Genomic DNA, 11,914 nt, shown 5'->3' with positions numbered 1-11,914 from the left:
GTTGCGTAATGCACATTAAGATGCAAAACATTCATAAAGCGTTTGGAACGAATAAGGTGCTGAGCGGGGTGGATTTCGAACTAAAAGATGGTGAGGTTCATGCCCTAATGGGGGAGAATGGAGCCGGCAAATCCACGCTGATGAACATTCTGATAGGTCTTCATCAGCGAGATCAGGGAACCGTCAGCATCGATGGAGCAGAAACCTATTTTGGGAGTCCGAAGGAAGCAGAGCAAGTGGGTATCACCTTTATACATCAGGAGCTGAACGTATGGCCTGAAATGACGGTGCTGGATAATCTCTTTATTGGTAAGGAACTGACATCATCCTTCGGTTTGCTTAATACAAGACAAATGAAAGCGCTTGCCAATGAACAGTTCGCTAAGCTTTCCGTAGACATTCCACTGGAACGTCCAGCGGGAGAGTGCTCTGTCGGGCAGCAGCAGATGATTGAAATCGCCAAAGCACTTATGACAGATGCCAAGGTTATCATTATGGACGAGCCAACAGCCGCACTCACGGAGCGTGAGATCCAGAAACTGTTTGGTGTAATCAGCTCACTGAAGAAGGAAGGCGTATCCATCGTGTATATTTCTCACCGCATGGAGGAGATATTCACGATCTGTGACCGGATTACCATCATGCGTGACGGAAGAACGGTAGACACTCAAGCCATTCCGCAGACAAGCTTTGATGAAGTGGTTCGGAAAATGGTAGGTCGTGAACTTACCGAGCGTTATCCTGTCCGTAATCCTTCTTATGGTGAAGTTGTTCTGGAAGTAAGGAATGCAAGCAGCAAAGGGTTGTTCGAGAATATTAACTTCACCGTGAGAGCAGGAGAAATCCTTGGTTTCTCAGGACTTATGGGTTCTGGACGAACCGAGATTATGCGAACAATCTTTGGTTTGGATACGTTGGATAGCGGTGAAATTTTCATCCGCGGCAAAAAAGCGAACATTCGTAAACCGGCAGATGCAGTGAAACATGGAATTGGTTTTATTACAGAAGACCGAAAAGATGAGGGGCTGGTATTAGACTTCTCTATTCGCGAAAATATGGCGTTGACGAATCTGTTCAGTTTCTCGAGCAAAGGTTTCATTTCAACTTCGAAAGAACAAGACTTCGTCGATACATTGATCAAACGTCTACAGATCAAAACGCAATCCTCCGAGACGGCGGCAAGGAATCTATCCGGGGGGAACCAGCAGAAGGTGGTTATCGCGAAATGGGTTGGGATCGGACCAAGCGTGCTGATCCTGGATGAACCTACCCGCGGAGTGGATGTTGGGGCGAAGCGTGAAATCTATGAATTGATGAATGAACTGACTGACCGCGGCGTTGCAATCATCATGGTATCGTCGGAGCTACCTGAAGTGCTTGGCATGAGTGACCGGATCGCGGTTGTGCATGAGGGACACATCAGTGGCGAGGTTGCAAGGGAAGTAGCAACACAAGAACACATTATGACATTGGCCACAGGGGGACAGTGATATGACAACAATGCAGGAAAACAAAACGACTAAAAGCGGATTCCGTTTCTCAAATGTGATACAAAAATTAGGACCGCTGCTCGGCTTAATCATTCTTATTCTCATCGTATCGGTGTTGAATCCAAGTTTCTTGGAACCGCTTAATATCTTGAATTTATTGCGTCAAGTTTCCATTAATGCGCTGATTGCTTTTGGTATGACGTTTGTTATCCTCACGGGTGGAATTGATCTGTCGGTCGGCTCAATCCTGGCTTTATCAAGTGCTTTTGTAGCAAACATGATGTTGTCTGGCCTCGATCCGATCTTGTCCATCATTATCGGTGTAGCACTCGGTGGTGTCATGGGTATGGTGAATGGACTGATGATTACCAAAGGCAGAATGGCTCCATTTATCGCTACATTGGCAACGATGACGATATTCAGAGGACTGACGTTGGTGTACACGAATGGTAATCCAATTACAGGACTCGGGGATAACCTGTTGTTCCAACTGTTCGGCCGTGGTTACCTGCTAGGCATTCCAGTACCTGCAATTACGATGCTGATTACCTTCATGATTCTGTGGATTGTTTTGCATAAAACAGCTTTTGGTCGCAAAACGTACGCGATCGGCGGTAATGAGAAAGCTTCCATTATCTCGGGTATCAAAGTCAATCGTGTGAAAATTATGATCTACTCCCTGACAGGTATGCTGGCTGCTCTGGCAGGTGCAATTCTGACATCACGCTTGAATTCAGCGCAACCAACAGCAGGTACATCCTATGAGCTGGACGCAATCGCAGCCGTTGTATTGGGTGGTACAAGTCTTGCTGGAGGACGCGGGCGTATCGTAGGTACACTGATCGGTGTTTTGATTATCGGCGTGTTGAATAATGGATTGAACTTGCTTGAAGTAAACTCATTTTATCAAATGGTTGTAAAAGGTATCGTCATTGCCATTGCTGTCCTGCTGGACCGCAAGAAAACAGCATAAGGAGAGAATATATATGAAAAAGTGGACGTTAACACTCGTAAGTATGCTGATGATCATCGTTCTGGCTGGGTGCTCTCTGGAGCCACCGGAATGGGCCAAACCTGATCCTTCCAAAAGTAACGGACAGAAGAAAATAGGCTTGTCGATATCTACACTAAACAATCCATTCTTTGTATCACTGAAGGACGGGGTAATGGCTGAAGCCAAAAAACAGGGAATACAGGTCATCGTGGTGGATGCGCAGAACGATTCGGCCAAACAAACCAATGATGTGGATGATCTCATTCAGCAAGGCGTTAGTGCACTTCTGATTAACCCTGCGGACTCTGCAGCGATCTCCACAGCGGTTCAATCCGCTAATAGTGTGGGTATTCCTGTGATTACGCTGGATCGCTCCGCAGATAAAGGCGAAGTGGCGGCACTAGTGGCATCTGATAACGTTAAAGGTGGACGCATGGCAGCTGAATACTTCGTCGAACAACTCGGTGAAGGAGCCAAAGTCATTGAACTTGAGGGTGTACCTGGCGCTTCCGCAACAAGAGAACGAGGTAAAGGTTTCCATGAAGTGGCTGACAAGCAACTCGATGTGGTTTCCAAACAATCTGCTGATTTTGATCGGTCCAAAGGATTAAATGTCATGGAAAACTTGCTGCAAGGTAATCCTGACGTGCAGGCCGTATTTGCCCATAATGACGAGATGGCACTGGGTGCGATTGAAGCGATTCAAAGCTCAGGGAAAGACATTCCGGTCATTGGATTCGACGGCAATGATGATGCAATCAAATCCATTAAAGATGGGAAATTGACAGCAACAGTCGCTCAGCAGCCTGTACTGATTGGTCAACTGGCGCTGCAAGCTGCTCTGGATGTGCTCAGTGGCAAACAAGTGGAGCCATCGATCCCGGCTGAATTGAAGCTTGTAACGAAGGAAAACGTGAACGAATAAATCATGACATGCAATGTTTCTCGTCTTGTGGAGAAGAGAATAGGGATATAACCAAGCCGCTAATTTAGCGGCTTTTTTACGTTTTGTAATGTGTGGGCATCACATCAAATCAAATAGGCTTTTTGGCCTTTAAAAGCCTACAAAAAGGTATCACACTCGAAGTGTAGTCTTTTTCATTCTTTTGGATTGCTCCAAAAGAGTATTTTTGGATATGTATAACCAATCCATCGATTGATATACTAGCATGACGTTCTACACAAAACTTCACAATAAATAAGGAGGAGCTCATCTTAATGATCCATTCCTGTGCGGAATAGAAAGAAGGCGGATGACATGACACATCTAGTTGAAGAAAATCTCCAATCAGTAAGAAAGCAAATAGCATTGGCCTGTCAGGCTTCAGGGCGTGACATAACGGACATTACATTGTTGCTTGCCACCAAAACGGTACCGCTAGAGAAATTACAAATGGCTATTCAAGCAGGGGAGGTCCTGTTTGGAGAGAACAAAGCTCAAGAACTTCGGGACAAATTTCCACTTATGCAGCAACACAAACAGGTAGAATGGCATTTTATCGGACATCTGCAAACGAATAAAGTAAAGGATGTTGTTAAATATGTTACGCTCATCCATTCCGTGGATCGTCTGAAACTCGGTCAGGCGTTACATAACCAGCTTCTTAAAGAGAACAAGACTTTAGACATTTTAGTGCAAATTAACACGTCCTACGAAGAAAGTAAATTTGGTGCCTCTCCAGAAACAGCCGTTGAGCTTGTAGAACAGTTGTCTCAATTCGAGACATTAAACGTAAAAGGCTTAATGACCATTGGAAAACTGAATGCAACGAACGAAGAAACACGGCATTGCTTTCGTTTGTTAAAACGTATCAGCACTCAAATTAAAGAGAAAAACATTCCGCGGGTAGAAATGGATATTTTATCGATGGGCATGTCCGGTGACTTCCAGGTCGCCATTGAGGAAGGAGCTACAATGATACGTGTAGGAACAAGCGTATTTGGGCCACGGTATTTACCGGACGAATATTACTGGAATGAAAACACGTGCATCAATGATTAAGTGAGAGGTAGTGTTCAATATGAAGACAGCATCCCCTTCGTTACGTGGTCGCGATCTGATATCACCGGTGATCGCCGCTTTAATATCCGTAATTGTGAATTACGGGGGGACATTTATTCTTGTGTTTCAAGCTGCAAAAGTGGCTGGTTTAAGCCCTGAAATGACGGCTTCCTGGATTTGGTCCATCTCGATTGGGGTAGGAGTAACAGGAATTTGGCTTAGTTATCGATACAAGGAGCCGATTATAACAGCCTGGTCTACGCCGGGTGTGGCGTTTCTCGTTTCAGCATTAGCGGTAACTCCTTATCCAGAAGCCATTGGAGCTTACATGATTTCAGCAGTCGGATTTATTATTTTGGGTATGTCAGGCATGTTTGAACGTTTCGTTCGACTTATTCCCCCAGGCATCGCCTCCGGATTATTAGCAGGTATTTTGCTACAGTTTGGAATATCGGCCTTTGGAGGGGCGAAGGTAGATCCTTTGCTTGTTACTGTGCTGTTTGCAGCTTACATCGTTTTAAGAAGGTTTACTTCCCGTTATGCCATTGTTGGTATATTGGCCATTGGTTTGATTTATTTGATATGCATGGGAAAAACGGACTTCAGTACGATCCAATTAGCGGTCGCTTCGCCTATATTTGTTATTCCAGCGTTTTCGTTAAATGCTTTACTTGGCGTTGCGCTACCGCTGTTCATTATTACCCTGACAGGGCAGTATATGCCCGGAATGCTTGTTCTGCGTAATGATGGATTCAAGACAAGTGCTAATCCCATTTTGGCGGTAACTGGTTTGGGATCACTTCTTGCAGCTCCATTCGGCTCGCATGCTTTTAACGTGGCAGCTATTACAGCAGCGATATGTACAGGAAAAGATGCACATGAGGATGCAACCAAACGTTACATAGCAGGTATCGCTTGTGGAATCTTTTATATTTTTGTCGGTATTTTTGGCGTAACATTGGCTGCTCTGTTTTTGATTCTTCCTGCTACCTTTATTGCAACATTAGCCGGACTGGCGTTACTTGGAACAATTGGGGGTAGTCTCGCGAATGCATTAACGGATCCTAAAGGACGTGAAACCGCATTGATCACATTTCTGGCGACCGCAGCCAATGTGACCTTGCTTGGTATCGGTGGTGCATTTTGGGGACTGCTTGCAGGAATGATGGCCCATCTACTAATGAATAGTAAATTTCCCAAAAAACAATTTGGATCGAATAGATAACTTCAATATGGAGAGGAAGATGTTCATGAAACATTTGGAGAAGCAAGATCAAATCATAGGAAATGCTATTCAGCAAGAGCTTGGAAGGCAGAAGGATACGATTGAACTGATTGCATCAGAGAATTTTGTAAGTCCAGCTGTGATGGAAGCAACAGGTTCGGTATTGACCAATAAATATGCGGAGGGATATCCGGGCAGAAGATATTATGGCGGATGTGAGCATGTCGATACAGTCGAAGAGATAGCAAATAGCCGCCTTAAAGCACTTTTTGGAGCCGAACATGCGAATGTGCAGCCTCACTCTGGTTCTCAGGCCAACATGGCAGTATATTTTGCCTCGGTTGAGATTGGGGACACGATCCTCGGCATGAATCTATCCCAAGGGGGTCATCTAACACACGGGAGTCGTGTTAATTTTTCGGGGAGATTTTATAATTTTGTTTCATATGGTGTGGATGCACAGACGGGCCGCATTGACTTTGACGAAGTACGCAAACTGGCTTATACGTACCGTCCACGCATGATTGTTGCAGGTGGAAGTGCGTACCCTCGGACCATTGAGTTTGAATTATTCGCCCAAATTGCCGCCGAAGTGGGAGCCCTTTTCTTTGTAGATATGGCACATATAGCCGGAATAGTCGCAGCAGGTTTGCATCCTAATCCGGTACCGCATGCTCATTTTGTCTCAACCACCACGCACAAGACTTTGCGAGGTCCACGAGGGGGAGCCATTTTATGCCGGCAATCGTGGGCACAGGCGATCGACAAAGCTGTATTCCCGGGAATTCAGGGCGGGCCATTCATGCATGTCATAGCAGGAAAAGCGGTGGCCTTAGGTGAGGCATTGCAATCTGATTTCACAACATATATTGAATGTGTTCTGAATAACGCCAACGTACTGGCAGAAACTTTAATGAATGAAGGACTCAACCTTGTATCGGGTGGGACAGATAATCATATTGTGTTGGTTGACTTGCGAACTATGGGCCTTACAGGCAAAGAAGCCGAAGCTTTACTGGATGAAGTAGGGATTACGGCGAATAAAAATGCAATCCCTCACGATACGGCAAGTCCTTTGATTACGAGTGGTATCCGTTTTGGAACACCGGCTATGACCTCAAGAGGTCTTGGAGTTGCGGAAATGAAAGACATTGCTCAGCTGATAGGGCTTGCCTTTAAGAATCCAAAGAACTCGGACGTAAAAAAACAGATATTAGGAAGTGTCCACGAAATCACTTCGCAATTTCCTCTTTATGAAGGGCTTGAATAATTTAAGAGCAGACACATATGTAACCTGCAATTGATCCTGATGGATTACAATTGCAGGCTTTTAGTTTTGCTTGCTTAGATTGGAACCTTATTTTTGAACAGAAGAGATATACGTTAAGTAAGTTTTAAGACATACCCTAGTAGGCTATTCCTACACGTGACTGTACATACTCATCAGACATTAATTGCTGATAAGCAAACTCTGCCGTATCGATTACAGATATTGAAGTTCCACCGTCTGGCAAGTAGTCGCGCTCAACCCGATACTTACCAAGAGATTCTCCATCATATAAGTAGGTGGGGCACACAATGGTCCATTCCAACTCAGAGGCCTTGAGAATGTTGTACATCTCCAGATGTTCTTCAGCTGCGCGCGTTGACTTACGTTTGGATTCGGAGGATTGAAAACGAAACAAGCCAGGATTAGTTCGACTTTCCAATATTCCTGCTGTACCAATGGTAATAATTCTTCTGATATGCTCCTGAGCCATAGCCTCAACAATTAATTTCGTGGATTGCGATAACGTAGTCGTTCCATCGGTACTTAAGGAACTAACAACGAGATCCACACCCTGTATGGCGTGATGAATATCCTCTTTGACTAAAGCGTTTCCTTGAAGCGGAACGAAATGCTCATCGCTGATTTGTAGCTTTTCCGGGCTTCTAACCAGTGCAGTTACATGATGATTGGAACGTAGGGCATTAGATACGAAATGCCTTCCAACCCGTCCGGTGGCTCCTAACACTAAAATTTTCATCAAAAAAACATCCTTTCAATTCCGATTGCAGAGTATGATCTCCATCATAATACAATCTTTGCAAGTCGATCTATGCCTTCCTTAATCTGATCTTCATCCACTTTCGCAAAACCTAATATCCATCCTTTTCGATGACTCTCCAGGCAATATCTACTAAGCGGATACACGCGCACACCTTGATCAAGGGCAGCATTCGTCAACGCTTCTTCGTCAAATGACGTTTCAGATTCAAGAAGCATATGTAATCCCGTCTCCACACCGCTTAATGTAAATCGTGAGCCTAACCCAGAAGCAACAATGGCTTTTGTCATGACTTCGTGTCTGCGTCGATATATGTTCCGAACTCTTCTCATATGGCGCATAAAATGACCACGCTCAATAAAATGAGTTAACGTTAATTGTTCCATAATTGGCAGATGACGATAAGTCAATTCATGAACTTGGGTAAGACGATCGATGGCTATTCTTGGCCCGATGATAGCGGATAGCCGAATGCCAGGTGCAACCATTTTGGAAAAACTCATCATATAAAGCGTATTTTGAGGTTGCTGACTGAATATAGTCGGAAGTGGATCTCCACGGTACCTAAATTCGCTATCGTAGTCATCCTCAACAATCCAATATCGATGATGAGCAGCCATGTGCATTAATTGTTGCCTGCGAGGTTCTGACATAATAACACCTGCTGCGCATTGATGAGAAGGTGTGACATATACGAGTTTTGTCAGTGGGTGAATACGATCTACACATAATCCATACTCATCGACTGGAACCGAATCGACTTGCATCCGGCGGTGTTTCATTGCCATCCAAGCGGCAGGGAAGCCGGGATCTTCTACGGAAACTCTGTCTCCCTCACTTAAGAGGGCCTGAGCGATTAAATCAATGCTATGTTGTGCACCGGATGTTAACAAGATTTGATCCACTTCGATATGAATGCCTCGTTCAAGTGACAAATAACGCTGAATCTGCTCTCTTAACGCCAGTAAGCCTCTGGCATCGCCGTAAGCCCAAAGATCCAGATTGGGTTCAGTGGAAGCTTGTAAAAAAGATTGCCTCCAGGCTTTTGTGAAACTTTCATCCAGATAAGGCTCGTGGGGATTAAAATCTATCTCGATCTTGCGACGGTCTCTATTGCCGAACCAACGATGCAGATGACCAATAGATTCGGTTAGTGCAGGCAGTTCGGGAGGAAGCGGCCCTTGGATCGTGGTTTCTTCTGATGAACGCGGGGCGTATGCCCAATCACTAACCCTTGTCCCTGCCCGACGGGAAGTTACCGTATACCCTCGGCTGAATAATTCCTCGTACACAATCTGTATGGTTGACCGTGAAACACCAATCAATTGGGCGAGTTCGCGGGATGGGAGCAGCAATTCACCTGGTCTCCATTTTCCGGTTGTAATATGTTGAATCGCTTGATCCAAAAGTTGCTGCCAGATCGGGCGAGGGTCATCTCGATTCACTTTTAGCATAAATTCAACTCCAATGTGGGGCGTTATGGATTGCTTTTAATTATGTATTTATGGACGTTATTGGCACTCCATTGATTGATATATTATCATGGAAAAAGTTTGATTTGTAAACAAAACAAAGCTGTACTAAAGGGTTCTTTATCATGTGTTCAATCTATTTTGGTCGTTCCTCCCTGGTTCATACTCGATTCATATTCAAGCCACAGACAGTTCATCTTCTTCGGTTACACTACGGGAGTACTAACACAGAGATTCCTAATCCATAGACTAGACAGGAGAAGATGAGATTGACAAGAAAGAAACGAACAACGATTGCCGCCATAACCTTGGTGTTTGCGATGATGTCCCCAATGTCGGCCATGGCCACACCCGCTATCAGTAACGGTAGTAGCCCAACGTATGATCTGACGAGTAAGGCAGCAAGCGCAAAGGCCAAGGTGCTCACTGAATCTTATGCTACGACAAGTGTGCAGTACGCACTGATGGATGAAGGGAAGCTTGTGATCTCCGGTCAGGCAGGCAAAAATGACCTGAAAAACAACATTCCGCTTTCTTCAGATACCATGTATGGCATTGGTTCAACCAGCAAAATGATACTCGCAACCGCCGTAATGAAGCTAGTAGACCAAGGCAAGATTGATCTCGATGAGCCTGTCGTGAAGTATATCCCCGACTTTACAATGAAAGACAAGCGTTACCAAAACATCACACCACGCATGTTACTGAATCATTCATCCGGGCTTCTTGGAACGTCGAGCAATAGTGCAATACTGTTTGGAGATAATGATACCTACGCACATGATACGTTACTTGAGCAATTGGCAACGCAACATCTAAAGGCGGACCCGGGCGCATACTCGGTTTATAGTAATGATGGGTTTACATTAGCTGAGATTTTGGTGGAGCGGGTCAGCGGTATGAGCTTCACCACGTTCATGCACCAGTACATAACTGAACCCCTTGGTATGGAGCAAACCAAAACACCGCAGGATATTGTGGAACTTAGCCATATGGCAGCAACATATGCTCCTTCGAATGATGAGCAACTCCCATTAGAAACTACCAATATGATTGGGTCGGGAGGCATCTATTCCACCGCTGAAGATCTGGTTCAATTCTCGAAAATCTTTACAGGTGAGGTTAAAACGGTTCTTTCACAGGAAGCTGTAGAGGCTATGGAGCAAGAAGAATACAAGAGAGGCATGTGGCCAGAAGAAGGTGATTCGTCCATTGGTTATGGCCTGGGGTGGGACAGCGTGAACCTGTTCCCTTTTAATGATTACGGCATCCAAGCCGTAAGTAAAGGCGGCAATACGATAACCTACCATTCCTCATTAATTGTGCTACCGGAATATAATATGGCTGCTGCCGTAACCTCTTCAGGCGGTCACAGCTCAACGGATCAATTGCTGGCAACTGAGCTGTTGCTTGGCGCGCTTGAGGAAAAAAATATTATTCCAGAGCGTAAGCCGGAGAAGTCACATGATGCACCGGTGAAAAAAACCATGCCGAAGGAACTGACACAGCACACAGGCATGTACGCTGGTGGGGCAAACATGTTAATGAAGCTGGACGTAAAAGATGACGGGCAATTAACGCTATCTAATCTGTCGTCTCCTAACAGTCTAGATCAGACCTATACGTACACCGCTGATGGCTCATTTGTTAATGATGCGGCTACAGAAAAGCTTAAGTTCGTTCAGGAAGTCAATGGGAACACATACTTGTGGTCTCGCTCATATCAGTCTGTTCCTGGACTTGGGCAAGTTGCTTCTTCGGAATATAAGGCAGAAAAGCTTGAAATCAATGAATTGTCGGAAGAAGTAAAGACCGCATGGCAGAAACGGGAAGGCAAAGCCTACGTGTTGGTCAATGAAAAATACACATCAACACTGTACAATGCAGCGATGCCGATGATCCCCATTCATACTTTTAATGAGCTACCGGGTTATGTCTACACGAATAAAATCGTTGGGGCTAACCAAGCTGTGAACCAATTGCAAATTCCTGGATTGGCAGGCCGTGACACGATGGAGTTCAATTTCTATGAGGAAAATGGCGTGGAATATGTTACAGCTGGAGGCAACGTATATGCTGCTCAGGAAATTATAAAACCGATCTATACGGGAAGACAATCTAAGACAACCATTCAAGCGAATGGTCAGGCCACATGGTTCTCGATTCCGGCATCTGTTGCAGGTAAAGAAATGACGGTCAAGATGTCTGCAAACAGCGGATTTGCTGTATATAACCAAGCGGGTGTAGGCATTAATCATACAGTGGTCAGTGGACAAAACGAAATTGTGTTGCCTGAGAACGGAACCATTGTGTTCGCGGGTGAAGCTGGTTCTAAGTTCGAGATTGTATTGACAAGCAGAGAAAATTAATAGATGATAAAAAAACTGTACAACAAGAAGTCGCGGAAATCGCGGCTTTTTTGAGTTTTAAATTTTAAATAATACGTTTTAAAGTAAATGTACCTTTTTCAGATTCGCGATGTAATATTGGGTTTCGTAAAGCTTACCTAAAGGGTAAGTATGAAGAGGGCTTTTACGGGTTGGAAAAAAAATGATGGAGGAAAATGTTGCAAGTGGAAAGGCAAAGCATTGATTGTTAATATACAGTAAATAATAACAATCAAATAAGCAGAAGATCGACAAAAAGGTTAACAGCAATACGGATTTCAAAGAAAATAATGATT

The 11,914-nt window shown here is 44.6% G+C and carries 9 protein-coding genes; 7 read left to right on the top strand and 2 right to left on the bottom strand.

All coding sequences use genetic code 11. The features are described 5' to 3' along the window. Positions 1-8: 8 nt before the first annotated feature. The 6 genes from MHH93_RS03550 (at position 9) to glyA (ending at position 6,981) form a co-directional block, all read left to right on the top strand. Positions 9-1,490 (top strand): sugar ABC transporter ATP-binding protein, encoded by a 1,482-nt coding sequence (locus tag MHH93_RS03550; RefSeq protein WP_500052820.1) that lies wholly within the window; start codon positions 9-11, stop codon positions 1,488-1,490. A 10-nt stretch (positions 1,491-1,500) separates the two neighbouring features. Beyond that, positions 1,501-2,463, top strand: a complete 963-nt coding sequence (locus MHH93_RS03545; protein ID WP_500053317.1) for an ABC transporter permease subunit — start codon at positions 1,501-1,503, stop codon at positions 2,461-2,463. Positions 2,464-2,476: 13 nt separating this feature from the next. Beyond that, positions 2,477-3,409: a ribose ABC transporter substrate-binding protein RbsB gene (gene rbsB, locus MHH93_RS03540; RefSeq protein WP_500052819.1), complete on the top strand. Its 933-nt coding sequence runs from the start codon at positions 2,477-2,479 to the stop codon at positions 3,407-3,409. Between the two features lie 333 nt (positions 3,410-3,742). Further along, positions 3,743-4,486, top strand: a complete 744-nt coding sequence (locus MHH93_RS03535; RefSeq protein ID WP_500052818.1) for a YggS family pyridoxal phosphate-dependent enzyme — start codon at positions 3,743-3,745, stop codon at positions 4,484-4,486. A gap of 19 nt (positions 4,487-4,505) precedes the next feature. Continuing rightward, complete coding sequence (locus tag MHH93_RS03530; RefSeq protein ID WP_500052817.1) at positions 4,506-5,711, top strand: benzoate/H(+) symporter BenE family transporter; 1,206 nt, start codon at positions 4,506-4,508, stop codon at positions 5,709-5,711. A 25-nt stretch (positions 5,712-5,736) separates the two neighbouring features. Then, positions 5,737-6,981 carry a serine hydroxymethyltransferase gene (gene glyA / locus MHH93_RS03525; RefSeq protein WP_500052816.1) on the top strand — a complete coding sequence of 415 codons (1,245 nt, stop codon included), beginning with the start codon at positions 5,737-5,739 and terminating at the stop codon, positions 6,979-6,981. Positions 6,982-7,117: 136 nt separating this feature from the next. On the opposite strand, the gene MHH93_RS03520 is transcribed toward glyA, so the two are convergent. Both MHH93_RS03520 and pdxR read right to left on the bottom strand, forming a co-directional pair. Then, positions 7,118-7,738 (bottom strand): NAD(P)-dependent oxidoreductase, encoded by a 621-nt coding sequence (locus tag MHH93_RS03520; RefSeq protein ID WP_500052815.1) that lies wholly within the window; start codon positions 7,736-7,738, stop codon positions 7,118-7,120. A gap of 44 nt (positions 7,739-7,782) precedes the next feature. Then, positions 7,783-9,213 (bottom strand): MocR-like pyridoxine biosynthesis transcription factor PdxR, encoded by a 1,431-nt coding sequence (gene pdxR, locus MHH93_RS03515; RefSeq protein WP_500052814.1) that lies wholly within the window; start codon positions 9,211-9,213, stop codon positions 7,783-7,785. Between the two features lie 281 nt (positions 9,214-9,494). Between pdxR and MHH93_RS03510 the strand changes: the two genes are divergently transcribed. After that, a complete protein-coding gene (locus MHH93_RS03510) occupies positions 9,495-11,600 on the top strand; it encodes a serine hydrolase domain-containing protein (protein ID WP_500052813.1) in 2,106 nt (701 codons plus the stop codon). The last annotated feature ends 314 nt before the right edge of the window (positions 11,601-11,914 follow it).

It is taken from the genome of Priestia sp. FSL H7-0729 (genome assembly GCF_038005685.1).
Classification (GTDB): Bacteria; Bacillota; Bacilli; order Paenibacillales; family Paenibacillaceae; genus Paenibacillus.
The sequence above is the reverse complement of the archived record's forward strand: the minus strand, read 5'-3'. Positions and strand labels throughout refer to the sequence as shown.

Excerpts from the sequence above, each read along its gene's own strand:
- rbsB (WP_500052819.1), top strand. The coding sequence starts at position 2,477 with ATGAAAAAGTGGACGTTAACACTCGTAAGTATGCTGATGATCATCGTT.
- MHH93_RS03545 (WP_500053317.1), top strand. The coding sequence starts at position 1,501 with ATGCAGGAAAACAAAACGACTAAAAGCGGATTCCGTTTCTCAAATGTG.
- glyA (WP_500052816.1), top strand. The coding sequence starts at position 5,737 with ATGAAACATTTGGAGAAGCAAGATCAAATCATAGGAAATGCTATTCAG.
- MHH93_RS03550 (WP_500052820.1), top strand. The coding sequence starts at position 9 with ATGCACATTAAGATGCAAAACATTCATAAAGCGTTTGGAACGAATAAG.
- MHH93_RS03530 (WP_500052817.1), top strand. The coding sequence starts at position 4,506 with ATGAAGACAGCATCCCCTTCGTTACGTGGTCGCGATCTGATATCACCG.
- pdxR (WP_500052814.1), bottom strand. The coding sequence starts at position 9,213 with ATGCTAAAAGTGAATCGAGATGACCCTCGCCCGATCTGGCAGCAACTT.
- MHH93_RS03535 (WP_500052818.1), top strand. The coding sequence starts at position 3,743 with ATGACACATCTAGTTGAAGAAAATCTCCAATCAGTAAGAAAGCAAATA.
- MHH93_RS03520 (WP_500052815.1), bottom strand. The coding sequence starts at position 7,738 with ATGAAAATTTTAGTGTTAGGAGCCACCGGACGGGTTGGAAGGCATTTC.
- MHH93_RS03510 (WP_500052813.1), top strand. The coding sequence starts at position 9,495 with ATGAGATTGACAAGAAAGAAACGAACAACGATTGCCGCCATAACCTTG.